General features: G+C 52.9%; 18 protein-coding genes. 11 read left to right on the top strand and 7 right to left on the bottom strand.

What is annotated here, in order from left to right:
* Nucleotides 1-138 precede the first annotated feature (138 nt).
* The 3 genes from ACRZ91_RS03030 to ACRZ91_RS03020 all read left to right on the top strand — a co-directional run bounded on the left by ACRZ91_RS03030 (nucleotide 139) and on the right by ACRZ91_RS03020 (nucleotide 1,631).
* Nucleotides 139-426, top strand: a complete 288-nt coding sequence (locus ACRZ91_RS03030) for a hypothetical protein (protein ID WP_480902502.1) — start codon at nucleotides 139-141, stop codon at nucleotides 424-426.
* A 147-nt stretch (nucleotides 427-573) separates the two neighbouring features.
* Nucleotides 574-1,146 carry a tyrosine-type recombinase/integrase gene (locus tag ACRZ91_RS03025; protein WP_480902500.1) on the top strand — a complete coding sequence of 191 codons (573 nt, stop codon included), beginning with the start codon at nucleotides 574-576 and terminating at the stop codon, nucleotides 1,144-1,146.
* A gap of 14 nt (nucleotides 1,147-1,160) precedes the next feature.
* Nucleotides 1,161-1,631 (top strand): hypothetical protein, encoded by a 471-nt coding sequence (locus tag ACRZ91_RS03020; RefSeq protein ID WP_480902498.1) that lies wholly within the window; start codon nucleotides 1,161-1,163, stop codon nucleotides 1,629-1,631.
* Here the strand turns inward: ACRZ91_RS03020 and ACRZ91_RS03015 are convergent.
* From ACRZ91_RS03015 to rplM, 3 genes are all read right to left on the bottom strand, one after another.
* Nucleotides 1,628-3,127: a tyrosine-type recombinase/integrase gene (locus ACRZ91_RS03015; protein ID WP_480902495.1), complete on the bottom strand. Its 1,500-nt coding sequence runs from the start codon at nucleotides 3,125-3,127 to the stop codon at nucleotides 1,628-1,630. The two genes, ACRZ91_RS03020 and ACRZ91_RS03015, sit on opposite strands and share 4 nt — an antisense overlap.
* A gap of 157 nt (nucleotides 3,128-3,284) precedes the next feature.
* The gene (rpsI, locus tag ACRZ91_RS03010; protein WP_010440030.1) at nucleotides 3,285-3,770 is read right to left on the bottom strand and encodes a 30S ribosomal protein S9; all 486 of its coding nucleotides are present in this window, start codon (nucleotides 3,768-3,770) and stop codon (nucleotides 3,285-3,287) included.
* Nucleotides 3,771-3,776: 6 nt separating this feature from the next.
* Nucleotides 3,777-4,235 (bottom strand): 50S ribosomal protein L13, encoded by a 459-nt coding sequence (rplM, locus tag ACRZ91_RS03005; RefSeq protein WP_010440027.1) that lies wholly within the window; start codon nucleotides 4,233-4,235, stop codon nucleotides 3,777-3,779.
* A gap of 245 nt (nucleotides 4,236-4,480) precedes the next feature.
* Here rplM and ACRZ91_RS03000 point away from each other — a divergent pair, with 245 nt between their 5' ends.
* Nucleotides 4,481-4,846, top strand: a complete 366-nt coding sequence (locus tag ACRZ91_RS03000; RefSeq protein ID WP_170470109.1) for a nuclear transport factor 2 family protein — start codon at nucleotides 4,481-4,483, stop codon at nucleotides 4,844-4,846.
* Between the two features lie 3 nt (nucleotides 4,847-4,849).
* On the opposite strand, the gene ACRZ91_RS02995 is transcribed toward ACRZ91_RS03000, so the two are convergent.
* Nucleotides 4,850-6,253, bottom strand: a complete 1,404-nt coding sequence (locus tag ACRZ91_RS02995; RefSeq protein ID WP_480902492.1) for an aminotransferase-like domain-containing protein — start codon at nucleotides 6,251-6,253, stop codon at nucleotides 4,850-4,852.
* 99 nt (nucleotides 6,254-6,352) lie between these two features.
* On the opposite strand from ACRZ91_RS02995, the gene ACRZ91_RS02990 reads away from it, so the two are divergent.
* Nucleotides 6,353-6,580, top strand: coding sequence for a DUF1127 domain-containing protein (locus ACRZ91_RS02990; protein WP_010440019.1), 228 nt, complete (start codon nucleotides 6,353-6,355; stop codon nucleotides 6,578-6,580).
* 59 nt (nucleotides 6,581-6,639) lie between these two features.
* Here ACRZ91_RS02990 and ACRZ91_RS02985 read toward each other — a convergent pair whose 3' ends face one another.
* Nucleotides 6,640-7,083, bottom strand: a complete 444-nt coding sequence (locus ACRZ91_RS02985) for a PaaI family thioesterase (RefSeq protein WP_170470103.1) — start codon at nucleotides 7,081-7,083, stop codon at nucleotides 6,640-6,642.
* 58 nt (nucleotides 7,084-7,141) lie between these two features.
* Here ACRZ91_RS02985 and ACRZ91_RS02980 point away from each other — a divergent pair, with 58 nt between their 5' ends.
* The 4 genes from ACRZ91_RS02980 to gluQRS all read left to right on the top strand — a co-directional run bounded on the left by ACRZ91_RS02980 (nucleotide 7,142) and on the right by gluQRS (nucleotide 11,014).
* Entirely contained in the window at nucleotides 7,142-7,927 is a 786-nt protein-coding gene (locus tag ACRZ91_RS02980) for an enoyl-CoA hydratase (protein ID WP_170539586.1), read from the top strand.
* A 251-nt stretch (nucleotides 7,928-8,178) separates the two neighbouring features.
* Nucleotides 8,179-9,519, top strand: a complete 1,341-nt coding sequence (gene trmFO / locus ACRZ91_RS02975; RefSeq protein WP_480902488.1) for a methylenetetrahydrofolate--tRNA-(uracil(54)-C(5))-methyltransferase (FADH(2)-oxidizing) TrmFO — start codon at nucleotides 8,179-8,181, stop codon at nucleotides 9,517-9,519.
* Nucleotides 9,520-9,557: 38 nt separating this feature from the next.
* Nucleotides 9,558-10,172 carry a class I SAM-dependent DNA methyltransferase gene (locus tag ACRZ91_RS02970; RefSeq protein WP_480902486.1) on the top strand — a complete coding sequence of 205 codons (615 nt, stop codon included), beginning with the start codon at nucleotides 9,558-9,560 and terminating at the stop codon, nucleotides 10,170-10,172.
* Complete coding sequence (gene gluQRS, locus ACRZ91_RS02965; protein ID WP_480902484.1) at nucleotides 10,169-11,014, top strand: tRNA glutamyl-Q(34) synthetase GluQRS; 846 nt, start codon at nucleotides 10,169-10,171, stop codon at nucleotides 11,012-11,014. The genes ACRZ91_RS02970 and gluQRS overlap by 4 nt, the downstream gene beginning before the upstream one ends.
* Before the next feature lie 29 nt (nucleotides 11,015-11,043).
* Here gluQRS and hisI read toward each other — a convergent pair whose 3' ends face one another.
* Entirely contained in the window at nucleotides 11,044-11,433 is a 390-nt protein-coding gene (gene hisI / locus ACRZ91_RS02960; protein WP_480902481.1) for a phosphoribosyl-AMP cyclohydrolase, read from the bottom strand.
* A 48-nt stretch (nucleotides 11,434-11,481) separates the two neighbouring features.
* On the opposite strand from hisI, the gene ACRZ91_RS02955 reads away from it, so the two are divergent.
* Together ACRZ91_RS02955 and ACRZ91_RS02950 are read left to right on the top strand one after the other, a co-directional pair.
* The gene (locus ACRZ91_RS02955; protein WP_480902479.1) at nucleotides 11,482-11,934 is read left to right on the top strand and encodes an iron-sulfur cluster assembly scaffold protein; all 453 of its coding nucleotides are present in this window, start codon (nucleotides 11,482-11,484) and stop codon (nucleotides 11,932-11,934) included.
* 57 nt (nucleotides 11,935-11,991) lie between these two features.
* Nucleotides 11,992-12,630, top strand: a complete 639-nt coding sequence (locus ACRZ91_RS02950) for a MarC family protein (protein ID WP_170470084.1) — start codon at nucleotides 11,992-11,994, stop codon at nucleotides 12,628-12,630.
* A gap of 187 nt (nucleotides 12,631-12,817) precedes the next feature.
* Here the strand turns inward: ACRZ91_RS02950 and ACRZ91_RS02945 are convergent, their stop codons facing one another.
* Nucleotides 12,818-12,940: a hypothetical protein gene (locus ACRZ91_RS02945; RefSeq protein WP_010440002.1), complete on the bottom strand. Its 123-nt coding sequence runs from the start codon at nucleotides 12,938-12,940 to the stop codon at nucleotides 12,818-12,820.
* Nucleotides 12,941-12,994 lie beyond the last annotated feature (54 nt).

Below are 12,994 nucleotides of genomic sequence, written 5' to 3'. Positions count from 1 at the left end.
AAAACTGCGATGCGGACTGATGTGTGCTGGCGGAGACGCTGGAAGTTGTAAACGCTGTTTGCAGCTAATCCTGAACTTTTGCCAAATTCCAATACGAATAAACAAACAAACGAAGTTTTCGAACAAAGGTAAACAGACATGAAATTGATGAACTACACATACATGAAGCTAGTTGAGATTGACGAGATTGAGACGGCAGAGGAGTTAAGCAAGACTTGGTGCAAGAAAAACAGGAACTGGTTTGCTTGGCAGAAGCATGCAGGACAGGACTTTAGTGTAGACGCTGCAATCAACTGCCTTGCACACACGCGGGCCAGGTTAAGCGAGCGCAACGACAGGCAAGGCAAGCGTGGGCTGGAAGAGGTGGAGCGGTTGCTGAGCGATTATTTGATGCACAAACACAGGATTGCAGAAATTGTGCTTTGAGCAAAATGTTAGCTTTCGTGTAGAGTTTAACATTTTAACTGAAGTGCATTTGACAACAAAGACTTAGCTTCTTTGCCTTTTTTCATCGCTTAGCAAAATGTGCGACATTACAATGTTTTACGACATAAGCACACATTTAGGTGAGACATGAAACAAGCAAAACTACTGACAACTGCAGAACAGAAGCGCGTTTACGCAGTCATTGACGCTCATCGCTACAAAACCCGTAACCGCACAATTTTTGCATTCAGTTTTTTTGCTGGGCTACGTGCATGTGAGATTGCAGCACTGAAAGTTGGCGACGTTTTTGACGAGAGCGGTAACGTACGCGACACGGTTTACTTGGCAGCGATGCAGACAAAGGGCAATGAAGCTGGCACTGTGCTTGTGAGCAAACGGTTGAACAAGGCACTTGCTTCATATGCAGCAACCTACCCTAGTCATGTCAGCGAACCAGACGCAGCATTGTTCTTCAGCGCAAAGCGTGGCGGATTCAGTGCGCAGACGATTGTGAACTTGTTTGGGCGCTTTTACGCGCTTGCTGGCATTAAAGGTGCTAGCTCCCACAGCGGACGCAGACAGTTTTTAACTGAGCTTGCAGACAAGGGCGTCAATGTGCGGGTGATACAGGCACTTGCGCGACACAAAGACATTAGCACCACGCAGCGCTACATTGACTATAACGAAAGCAAGCTGCGCAACGCGATTGAGCTTGTTTGAAGCAGGGAGCGAGAATGGCAACTGTAGCAACAGCAAGAGAGTTCTTTGACCAAGTCGTTGCTTACAACTTGCAGCAGTACAAATCGCAGCCAACCAGCTTGCCCGCAGCGTTCAACTTAGCTAGCTCACTCTTTAGCATGCACGAATGGATGTGGCACACATATGGGAACGCGCTGGGTGCAGACTTAAGCAACGCACGCGATTTCAACAGCCACGTTCAAAGCGCGTGCCCTGCATTCAAGCACGTGCGCGACCTAGCAAACGCTTCTAAGCATGTGTGTCTCTCATCGCCGTCAACGCAAGCAACACACATAACGGACACCACTGCGATTGAGAGTAGGTATGGTGAAGGTGTGTATGGCGTAAGCAAGTATGGACGCGGGGTGGTAGTGATTGATGACGGTGGGACAAAGGTAGATTTTGAGAACACAGCAAACGCTGTGCTAAAATACTGGGAAGACTTGCTGGAAGAAATGCACAGCTAACTAGCTTTTCCCTTCGCTATCGCCAAAAAAACGTCGTCACTCAGCTCACCTGCTTTGTAACGACGCATTGCCTCAGAAAAAAATGCATCATCTTGCATAGCAGCGCCTTCCTTAGCGCCGCTTTTCTTTTTTCTTACAGTGCGCGTGATCTGCTGCCTGCGCTGCTTTGAAACTACATGGCTATAGTGTGTTTCAATCTGTTTCACCTTGCAGCCCATGTTCAGCGCCAAGTCGTATATGTTCACATCGCCCTTCTCCAAGCGCAGCGTCGCGTATGTGTGTCTCAAGCTATACAAGCTGCGCCTGTCACCGTCCCTATCGTAAAGCAAGCCATCTTGCCTGCCATCAAAGTCAATTGCGCGTAAGTATTGCTGAAAGCTTTTGTTAAGGTCGCCAATTTGCGTAACCTTGCCGTCTACATCGTGCTTCTGCCCAAACCAAATCCAGTCGTTTGCGTTTGTATGCGGTGAGATTTTTTTCCACTCCACAAGCGCTGTGTTTGCACTTGGCTGTGTCTGCACAAAGCGCGCTTGCCCCTTCTTCGTCGCTTTGCTCACCCGCACTTCTGCAATGCGTTCTTCATCGCCTTCTACCACTTCATCAAGCTTCACATCGCTCCACTTCATTTCTCGCGCTTCACCAACGCGCAATCCGCTGTGCAGCAAAAACATGATGAAGTGTGACAGCTGAGAACGGTGCAGTTTATGCCATGCATTCAGCCCTTCGCTTGCAAATCTACCCACACAATCTCTGTAACTGCGTAAGTTGCGCACCAAAACCAAATGCTCTCGCCCTGTATCAAAACCCGCTCTTCTGTTTGGTGCCCTGCCCTTGTCTGCAACACGCATCTTAAACACCTGCTGCATGCGCCCGCGTTCAAACGCGTCGTAGAAGATTTGATTCAGCGCACTTTGCTCCATCTGCAAAGTCTTTAGTGCAGGCGAAGCCTTTGCGTTCGCTGTTCCTCGCGTTTTGCTACCGCGACGCTTTGGATTGTAGTCACGAAGCTTTTCAGCCTTCTCACTTTGCCAGTAAGCCTTCCGCCAGTCCCAGTAGCCGTGTGCAAACTGTGGTGTTATCTCGTTAAGAAACTTTGGGCTTTTGTCTGCGTTAGAAAAATAGTCTTTGAAGTAGCGATTGAAATACATCTTGTGCCAGCGCGCGCGCTCATTTGCCCAAGTTCCATTGCGCACGTTCCGCTCGTACCAATCGTTCCAGTGTTGTTCAAAGGTGTATTCGTCTAAGCTGTGCCCCAATCGTGCCGCCTGCTGCAAACGCAAATACTCGTCGTGCGCAAACGCGTAAGCATCTTCATACTTTGTCAATTTTGTACTGCGTGTCACATAGCCTTTACGCCCTGCAATTTTCAGACGCATGTACCAGGTTGGTTGACGATGGGATTTGGAATTGGGAACGGCAACAGCGAGATTGCGTTGGAACAGCACTAAAGCACCACCGTAATGCTCTTGCCTATTCTCGTAAAACGCCAAAATCACTCCATTTCATACATGCTTTATACGCTGCAAATATGCTAATTTCGCTAACTTTAAACGTCAATGACTTCAGTACAATGCTAACTACCTGCTAACACAAAAAAACGCCCGCAAATCAATGCGAGCGTTTGATTTAATTGAGATTATAGCTCGTTCTGTGTTAGCGCTTGGAGAACTGGAACGAACGACGCGCTTTGCGCTTACCGTATTTCTTACGTTCCACAACGCGGCTGTCGCGGGTCAGGAAGCCAGCAGCTTTCAGAGCGCCACGCAGGTTCGGATCGTACAGTTGCAGCGCTTTCGAGATGCCGTGCTTGACCGCACCGGCCTGCCCCGTCAGGCCACCGCCTTTGACGGTTGCAACAACGTCGAACTCACCTTCAACACCGGCAACCTGGAACGGTTGGCGCAGGATCAGCTGCAGAACGGGACGCGCAAAATACTTGTCCTGATCTTTGCCGTTCACGGTGACCTTGCCGGAACCCGGCTTGATCCAAACGCGGGCAACGGCGTCTTTACGCTTGCCGGTGGCATAGGAGCGGCCCAGTTCGTCACGTACGGGTTCACGCACGATGACTTCTTCGGCCACGGTTTCAACGCCTGCGACGGCGCTCAGCTCTTCGAGAGTATTGATCTGATCAGCCATCGGTCATTAGCTCCGGGTGTTTTTCTTGTTCATGGATGCAACATCCAGAACTTCGGGCGCTTGCGCCTCATGGGGATGCTCGGCGCCTGCGTAAACGCGCAGGTTGGTCATCTGCTGGCGAGCCAGGCGGTTGCCCGGCAGCATGCGCTTGACCGCCTGGGTCACGACGCGCTCGGGGTGTGCACCCTCTAGGATCTGCTGCTTGGTGCGCGATTTGATGCCGCCCGGGTGGCCAGTGTGCCAGTAGAAGTTCTCTTCGCGCTTCTTGCCGGTCATCTGGATTTTGTCAGCGTTGATCACGATGACATTGTCGCCCATGTCCATGTTGGGTGTGAACGACGCTTTGTGCTTGCCACGCAGGCGCATGGCGACGATCGAGGCAAGACGGCCCAGAACAACGCCTTCTGCGTCGATCAGGATCCATTTCTTGTCGATGTCTGCAGGTGTTGCAGAAAAGGTTTTCATGGCAGGATAGTCCTGTTTGATGTGAAAGACCGCCCCAAGCGGAGCGGCCCGAATTCGATGGATGGGGTTTAGACCTACTCGTGATGCAGGTCAATACACGCAAGGTAGAATAAACTAAGCAATAACAACTACTTACAAAATAGGTATTATTTTACCCCCAATGATTCATCTGCCAAACTATCTAAATCTATAAGATGCGCAACGGTAACCCGCTTATTAGAACCAACCAGTCCCCGGAGGCTACAATGCAAGAACTAAACAATGTAATTGCCGCTTATGGTGCGGCCTGGCAGGAAACGAACCCGAATAGACGACTGGAACTGCTTGATCAGTGTTTTGCTGGCAATGGCCGCTATGTCGATCCTACCGCTGCGGTAACTGGAAGAGATCAGCTATCCGAACATATCGGAGAAGTCTTGAAAGATACGCAAGGCCGCGTTGAACTGACAAGCGCCCCCACCTCACATCATGACGTCGTCCACTTCACCTGGCATATGGTTTCACCCAATGGTTCGATCATGGTCGCGGGGCATGATTTCATCCGCCTCGATGCCGACGGCAAGATCGGGCATTTGGCCGGTTTTTTTGGGGACCCCACCCCGTTGAATTAAGGCTTAGACGCTTATTTGTTCGGGTGGGTTATCCAACAACGCGCGCAGGCGCAGCATTGCATCTTCGAATTTAGCTAACGAGACATGCCCGTTCACTGCAATACGGACAGCATTTGGTGCCCTGCCGTCCCTAAGCGCGAATTCGTCGGCAGATCGCAATTGAATACCTTCACGTTCGGCTGCGCGACTGAAGGCAGCAGAGCGCCAACCCGAAGGCAGATGCAGCCACACAAAGGGAATCTCTGAATCCCAATTGAGGTCAAAGCCGCCCAAGGCGTTTACTGCGACCCGCACATATTCTCCCATCTTGGAGCGAACATCTCGTGCCAGTTGCCTCGCCTCTGGGTGCCCCAACAATAGCCGCGTCAATTCGGCTAAGGGTTGGGCCAACCCAAAGTACCCGTACTCGGCAGATCGGCGCAAATCTACACTTCGCTCCCGTGGGGCAATCGCGAATCCAACACGTAGCGCTGGCGTCAGCGTTTTTGAAATTGAAGAGACATGCCAGCCCCGCTCAGGTGCCAACGCACGATAGCTGGGCGCGCGTGCCTCACCCATGCGATAGCAATCATCTTCGATGATCTGCAATTCATACTTTCGCGCAATCTCGACCACCTCTTTGCGTCTCTCCAGCGGAGAATGCCCGCCCGTAGGGTTCTGCACCTCGGGTGAGACGCAGATCGCCTGCGCCTTGGTTTGCCTGAGGATGTGATCCAGCGCGTCGGGGCTTATTCCCCATTTGTCCATCTTTACCCCAACAATCTCGGCGCGCATCAACTCGCCGGCCCGCCGGAAACCGGCATACGACAGATCCTCGACCAGCACGACGGGTCTAGGATCCCTCAGTACGGTTTGAAAAACGACACAAATACCACTTTGTCCGCCATGCGTCAGTACAATGTCATCTGCGTTCAATGAACCAAGTGGAAGATCCGATAACCAGTCAGCCACAACTTGGCGCACCGGTAGATAAGCATCGCGGGTCGGATAGTTCATGAACATCCGCGGATCGCCTTTCGCAACCTTTTCAAGGCATTCGCGGATTAAGGTCACCTGCCCTACATCTGGCAGGCGTGGGCTGAACAGGCTAACGTTGGACTCATATTTATCGTCCCTCAGGTGTAACTGCCGCGACCAGACATCATCCAAAATGGGCGATCGCGGCGGGGCGACAAATGTACCACGCCCGACCTCGGCTTGTAGCAAGCCTTCATCGGTCAGGATCGTATAGGCACGCGCGACAGTGCCTGGTGTGATCTTTAATCGATACGCCAGTTCCCGCACCGGAGGCAGTTTCTTTCCAACCTCCAGTGTCTTGTTATCTATTGCTTTTCGGATCGTGTCGGCGACCAGAGTGTACTTTGGACCTTTGGATTTAGGTAATGCCTCTGGCCAAATTGTATCCATTACAATTCTTCCTTTGATTTCGATACAATGTTGAATGTATCAACGCACTGTACCGAACATCTTAGCTTTGTGTCAATACAATTTGAAAGGATACCCAAGATGACACGCGCAATGCACAACCCCGCCCTCTTGCTGCTGAACGACAGCCCTCGGCTGCCGCTGATCGCCGCGCTGGCCGTGCGGTTTGCGGCGATTGTCACACAGTGGGAGCAACGCCGCCGCAGCCGCGTCAATTTAGGCAAGCTGGATGACAGGCTGCTTCGCGATGTAGGACTGACCCGCCATCGCGCCGATGAAGAAGTAAGCCGCTACTTCTGGATGAAATAATTATCCCCAGTCCCATCTAAGGGACCCCTTCCTGGCCGGGGTTTGTCCCCGGCCCTTTTTTATCCAAACGCGGCGGCGGCTGAGCCTTCTGGAGGAATGGAATACGTCATACTCGCCCGTGCAACCGGTTTGTCTGAGCCTTCCGAGTAAATCAGCACATCCCCTACTGCCAATGTTCGACCTAATTTCAGCAACTTGCATTCGGCAATTAAGTCAGCACCACCTTCCGGCTTGCGAAGAAAATCCAGCGAACTGTTTGTGGTTACCGCCAGCGATTGCCGACCCTTTCGCGCCAAAACCATCGCATAAACGCTAACATCTGCCAGCCCGAACATGGACGGCCCAGATACGGTGCCGCCAGGGCGCAGATGTCGGTCCTCGACCCTTAGTCGCATCGTGATGGACGTCTCGGTCAGTTCTTCCACAACAAAATCGCTGTGGACCTGTGGAAATACTTCTTCCAGATACTCTGTCAAATCTTGTTTGCTCAGTGCTAACGACATGCTTCCCCTCATGGCTCTGCCCGCCTAGAGTTGGCCCAAACGCCAGTGGGAGGGCAAGATGGCAATTCTGGAACGTAACGACACAGGCGCTATTGCGCGGCTCAAGATGAATGCGCCTGAGCGTTTGAATGCACTGAGTGACGAAATGCTCGCCGCGTTGCAGGCCGAGCTCGATGCACTGCGTGATGATAATTCGATTCGTGTCGTTGTTCTTTCAGGGGCAGGAAAAGCGTTTTGTGCCGGGCACGATCTGAAACAGATGACGCAAGGACGACAGGCCAGCGACCGAGGGCTTTCCTACTTTCAGGATCTGTTCGACCGCTGCGCAAAGATGATGCTGTCTATCCAGTCCCTGCCCCAGCCTGTTATTGCCCAGACGCACGGAATCGCTACGGCGGCAGGCTGTCAGTTGGTAGCAACCTGTGACATGGCAATTGCGGCCGAGGGTACACGGTTTGGCGTAAATGGCGTTAATATCGGCCTGTTTTGCTCGACACCGATGGTGGCACTCAGCCGGAATATTCCGCGTAAACAGGCGTTTGAGATGCTGACGACCGGTGATTTTATTTCAGCCGAGCGCGCAGCAGAGCTTGGTCTGGTCAATCGGGTTGTCCCTGAAAACCTGCTGGCGGAAGAAACTGATACGCTTGCAGAGAAGTTGGCGGCAAAGCTTAGCAGTGCGGTAAAAATCGGTAAAACAGCTTTTTATCAACAAGTTAACATGCCCGTTGACCAGGCCTACGCGTACACTGCCGAAGTAATGGCTCAGAATATGATGGACCGGAATACCGAGGAAGGCATAAGCGCATTTATAGAGAAACGTCCGCCCAATTGGCATCAGTGACGCTGTTATTTCATACATTTTTCAGCACTGTTCGCATTTTTTCACTTTTCAAAAGGGCGACACTGTGGCAATGCTGGGACAAGGCCAAGGCCTGAATATGCTTTTGGGTCGCCGTGGGCGGAAGGTCCCTCCAGCTGGTTTCTCTCACCGGCGCAGACATTCCCGCAGCGGCGACCCCAAAAACTCCTCCGTTTAAAGTTGCTGATATCTGTGCATTGCGTATGACGTTGCAGTACCCTATTTGGCAGCGCATGACAGATAAGTTGCACATCGTGGGCGGCGGCATGGCCGGGTCCGAGGCCGCCTGGCAGGCGGCGGAAATGGGCGTGGATGTTGTGATCCACGAAATGCGACCTAATGTAGGCACCTTTGCGCACCAGACCGGCAATCTGGCCGAGATGGTATGTTCGAACTCTTTCCGCTCGGATGATGATGAACAGAACGCTGTCGGATTGCTGCATTGGGAAATGCGCGCAGCAAACGGGTTGATTATGACCACGGCTGATAGCCACCGCCTACCAGCAGGTGGTGCCCTGGCGGTTGACCGTGATTCTTTTGCTGAATCTGTGACCGCCAAGTTGAAGGCACATTCACACGTATCAGTCACTGACGAGGAGGTCATCAGCCTGCCCAGTGAGGGCCACTGGATATTCGCCACAGGCCCGCTGACGTCACCCGGTTTGAGTGAGTCCATACGGTCAGAGACAGGTGCCGAAGCACTAGCCTTTTTCGACGCCATAGCGCCTATCGTCTACGCCGACAGCATTGATATGAGCAAAGCATGGATGCAGTCGCGCTATGACAAGGGCGAGACCGAAGAAGAACGGACGGCCTATCTCAATTGTCCGATGGATCGTGAACAGTACGAAGCCTTCATTGATGCGCTGCTGGCGGCTGACAAGACCGAGTTCCACGAGGGCGAAACCGCTGGTTATTTCGACGGCTGCCTGCCGATCGAAGTAATGGCCGAGCGCGGCCGTGAAACCTTGCGTCACGGACCGATGAAACCCGTTGGTCTGACCAATCCGCACCAACCGGATGTAAAGCCACACGCTGTTGTTCAATTGCGGCGTGACAATGCCTTGGGCACCTTATTCAACGTCGTTGGTTTTCAGACCAAGATGAAATACGGCGCACAAACGGATGTTTTTCGTAAAATCCCAGGGCTGGAAAACGCCAGCTTTGCGCGGTTGGGTGGCATTCATCGTAATACCTTCATCAATTCCCCGACATTGCTAGATGCGCAGATGCGGCTGAAATCCCGGCCCAATATTCGATTTGCGGGCCAGATCACTGGGGTTGAAGGCTATGTTGAAAGTGCCGCGATGGGCTTGCTGGCTGGTCGTCTTGCTGCCGCCGAGATTTTGGGCAAGACCTTGCCCGAAGTGCCTCAAGACAGCGCGATGGGCGCGTTGATCCACCATATTACCGGCGGTGCTGAGGCCAAAACGTTCCAGCCCATGAACGTGAATTTCGGATTATTCCGCCCGGTCGATGGTCTGAAAGGTGGTCGTCGGGGCCGTAAAGATCGCTACAAGGCGTATACAGACCGGGCAAAAGCTGTCTGGAGAGACTGGTTAAACCAGTGTTGACTGGACGGCACGCCTACCCTGCGCCTAACATGTAAGGTATGAGCGACAAGTTTCTGAAAAACACATACAATCTGAACTCTGCCCAGGAAACGCAGGAACACTATCAGAATTGGGCGGCTTCGTATGATGATGAAGTCGATGAGCATGGCTACGTCACCCCGGATCGTGTTGCCGCCGCATTGTGGTCATTTATCGCAGATGCCGAAGTGCCGGTTCTGGACTATGGCTGTGGCACAGGGCTTTCGGGTGTTGCGCTGAGCAAGGCCGGTTTCCGCGTGATCGACGGCATGGACCCATCGCCGAATATGCTGAAAGGGGCAGCGGCCAAGGGTGTCTATCGCAATCTGATAGGCTTTGACGTCACCAACCCCGAACCGATTGAGGCGGGTGCTTACTCTGCCATCACATCTATAGGGGTTATTGGAGCCGGCGCGGCTCCGCCTGAAACATTTGATCTTCTTATGAATGCGTTACCACGCGGTGGGTATCTGGCCTTTTCTTTCAATGACCATACCTTGGCCGATCACGCCTATACCGCGCGTCTCAACGATTGGCTGGACATGGGGCGCGCACGGTTGTTATTTCGTGAATATGGCCCTCACCTCCCCGGAATGGACATGAAATCTAACGTCTACGTTGTTGAAAAAGCGTGAGATTCATAACGCGCTTTGCGCCTTCTCCGACAGGTCCATTACATCTGGGCCATGCATATTCTGCACTTCTGGCCAATGATCAAGCGCAGGCTGCAGGTGGAGAATTCCACTTGCGGATCGAAGATATAGATCAGTCGCGTTCTCGCCTTCATTGGGAAAACCAAATCTATGACGATCTGCACTGGCTTGGCCTGACATGGCCTCTGCCGGTGATGCGCCAATCAGATCGAATCCAAAAATATCGACACGCGCTCGAAACCTTGATCGATCTGAAGTTGGTCTACCCTTGCCAATGTAAGCGTGCCGATATCGAGGCCGCGGCTGGGGCCCCACAGGAAGGAGCGCCCCAGTTTGGACCAGATGGGCGCATCTATCCGGGTACATGCCGTCAGCGGCTCCTGCTCGATGCGGGCCCCGAGGATGTTCTTCGCATCAATATGGAAAAAGCGCTAGAGGCGTCAGAGCTTCGCCCTTTTCGTGAAACCGGAGCGAAACATGCGGGAACGCACTCACTTAGTGCCGATACGCTTCTCAACGCAGTCGGCGATATCATCCTCGTTCGGCGCAATATGGGCAGTTCTTATCATTTGTCCGTAGTCGTTGACGACGCAGATCAGGACATAACGCATGTGGTCCGAGGTGAAGATCTGTTCGACGCTACGCAGATACACGTCTTGCTGCAGGGCTTGCTTGGGCTGCCAACGCCGGTATATCACCACCATCGTCTAATCCGGGACGAGGCTGGCAAACGGCTTGCAAAACGAGATGATGCGCGCGCGATTTCTCTCTATCGCGATCAAGGCGCTACACCGGCCGAAATCAGAGCGATTGTCGGGCTTTGATCTGAGAACCAACCAGATCGCCTAACGCTTCATTCCATCGGTGACATAAGCTCGACTTCAGTGCCATCGCGAACCGCTGTATAGAAACAACTCCGCCGATTTGTGTGACAGGCCGGACCGGTTTGTTTCACTACGACCAGAAGGCAATCCCGGTCACAATCGACGCGAAAATCAACCAACTCCTGCACATGGCCCGAACTTTCGCCTTTGACCCAGAACGCCTGTCGCGACCGCGACCAATAGGTGACGCGCCCAGTAACCAGCGTACGCTCGATGGACTGGACGTTCATCCACGCCATCATAAGAACCTCACCGGTTTCTTCATCCTGCGCAATCGCAGGGATCAAACTAGCCTCGTTGAATTTCAGTGTCGACGGGTCGAACAAGACTGTGTCAGCCATCGCAAAAACCTTTTGCATCCCAGAATCTCGCCATTATGTATGGGGAATAGAAAACGAGGGAAAGCCATGAGCGGCGAAACCGATCTAATCAAGCTCTATTCCGGACGCATTCTGGCGCTGGCGGCGGATATTCCGCATCTGGACCGCTTGGAAAATCCCGATGCAACAGTGAAAAAACGTGCACCTTTATGCGGCTCGACAGTAACTGTTGACGTCAAAGTAGAGGATGGGCGGATTACAAACTTCGGGCAGGATGTTAAGGCTTGTGCTTTGGGTCAGGCTTCGGCTTCGGTTGTCGGCAGCGCGGTGATCGGTGCGACACGGGCTCAGGTAGAAACCGCGCGCGATCAGCTTTCGGCAATGCTGAAGAAAGACGGCCCGGCCCCCGACTCTCCATTTGACGGGCTCGAGGTTTTAATGCCCGCACGGGACTATAAGAACCGGCATGCGTCGATCTTGTTGGCACTGGACGCAACTGCGGAAGCGATGGAGCAGGTAGAACAAGCCAATTGCGCCTGATCGTGGCCTTTCCAAACAAAGACGTATAGTGTGCCCTCAATTGATTTGGGGGTTAACGTGAACAATTTGCTGGAACATTTCGTGACGCTCTGGGTTGTGATCGACCCTATCGGCACGATCCCCGTCTTTATCGCCGTCACTGCGGGTATTGCCGCTGGGGCCCGTCGCAAGACCGCCCTATTGGCGGCATTGGTGAGCGCGGGAATACTAATGTTCTTTCTCATCTTCGGACAACTTGTAATCGAGGCATTGGACATCGGCCTAAACTCGTTTCAAGTAGCCGGCGGGATAATCCTGTTCCTCTTCGCGTTGACCATGATCTTTGGCGAGAGCAAGCAAGAGATTGAACAACGTCAGGCCGAAGAGGACCTGGACGATAAAATGCACAAGACCAACCCGGCCATTTTCCCGCTCGCCGTTCCATCCCTCGCCTCCCCTGGCGCGATGCTCGCTATCGTTGTTTTGACCGACAACAACCGATACAGCGTCGCTGACCAAAGTATCACTGCATTGGTTATGCTAGCTGTGATCGCCATCGCATTTGTGCTGATGCTATTGGCAGAACCGATCATCCGGTTAATCGGTCATTCAGGTGCAGCCATCATCAGCCGCGTAATGGGAATGATCCTGGCCTCAGTCGCGGTCAACTCTGTCCTGTCGGCGACGATTGAGATTATCAAAACTGGTCAGCTTTGAAAAAAGAACCGCCGCACCTTCCGGGCGGAAAGGGCGGCGGCAAGTCATGCGTTTCTCATGTAGGGTCCGGATTACCGCACGGGGCCGAGGCTGGCCCCTACAAGGGAAATGGGACAGGCAGGTCACCCTTGATCAGGACGGGGAAACAAGCGCGGTATGATCGGCACGAGATCGCAGGCAGAAAGGCTTAGAACCCGCTTGGCAGGTGAAGGGCAACCACCAGCATCACAACCAGAGAAACCGCGCCTGCCGCATCCTGTAAGATCGTGGATTGCGAACGGGTAAAGGCAGTTTTGATCTGGCTCAGCATGGTCTCACCTCCGGTCAGGTTTAATCATTTGTTGACCTTTTGTTCTCATATTTT

The organism is Ruegeria sp. O11, assembly GCF_056535285.1.
This window is presented reverse-complemented; position numbering and strand designations above follow the sequence as displayed.

What these genes read in the sequence shown, in the direction of transcription:
- ACRZ91_RS03020 (WP_480902498.1), top strand. Translation starts at nt 1,161, where the DNA reads ATGGCAACTGTAGCAACAGCAAGAGAGTTCTTTGACCAAGTCGTTGCT.
- ACRZ91_RS02970 (WP_480902486.1), top strand. Translation starts at nt 9,558, where the DNA reads ATGAGCGACAAGTTTCTGAAAAACACATACAATCTGAACTCTGCCCAG.
- hisI (WP_480902481.1), bottom strand. Translation starts at nt 11,433, where the DNA reads ATGCAAAAGGTTTTTGCGATGGCTGACACAGTCTTGTTCGACCCGTCG.
- trmFO (WP_480902488.1), top strand. Translation starts at nt 8,179, where the DNA reads ATGACAGATAAGTTGCACATCGTGGGCGGCGGCATGGCCGGGTCCGAG.
- ACRZ91_RS02980 (WP_170539586.1), top strand. Translation starts at nt 7,142, where the DNA reads ATGGCAATTCTGGAACGTAACGACACAGGCGCTATTGCGCGGCTCAAG.
- ACRZ91_RS03025 (WP_480902500.1), top strand. Translation starts at nt 574, where the DNA reads ATGAAACAAGCAAAACTACTGACAACTGCAGAACAGAAGCGCGTTTAC.
- ACRZ91_RS02995 (WP_480902492.1), bottom strand. Translation starts at nt 6,253, where the DNA reads ATGGATACAATTTGGCCAGAGGCATTACCTAAATCCAAAGGTCCAAAG.
- ACRZ91_RS02985 (WP_170470103.1), bottom strand. Translation starts at nt 7,083, where the DNA reads ATGTCGTTAGCACTGAGCAAACAAGATTTGACAGAGTATCTGGAAGAA.
- rplM (WP_010440027.1), bottom strand. Translation starts at nt 4,235, where the DNA reads ATGAAAACCTTTTCTGCAACACCTGCAGACATCGACAAGAAATGGATC.
- ACRZ91_RS03030 (WP_480902502.1), top strand. Translation starts at nt 139, where the DNA reads ATGAAATTGATGAACTACACATACATGAAGCTAGTTGAGATTGACGAG.
- ACRZ91_RS02990 (WP_010440019.1), top strand. Translation starts at nt 6,353, where the DNA reads ATGACACGCGCAATGCACAACCCCGCCCTCTTGCTGCTGAACGACAGC.
- ACRZ91_RS02955 (WP_480902479.1), top strand. Translation starts at nt 11,482, where the DNA reads ATGAGCGGCGAAACCGATCTAATCAAGCTCTATTCCGGACGCATTCTG.
- rpsI (WP_010440030.1), bottom strand. Translation starts at nt 3,770, where the DNA reads ATGGCTGATCAGATCAATACTCTCGAAGAGCTGAGCGCCGTCGCAGGC.
- ACRZ91_RS03000 (WP_170470109.1), top strand. Translation starts at nt 4,481, where the DNA reads ATGCAAGAACTAAACAATGTAATTGCCGCTTATGGTGCGGCCTGGCAG.
- ACRZ91_RS02945 (WP_010440002.1), bottom strand. Translation starts at nt 12,940, where the DNA reads ATGCTGAGCCAGATCAAAACTGCCTTTACCCGTTCGCAATCCACGATC.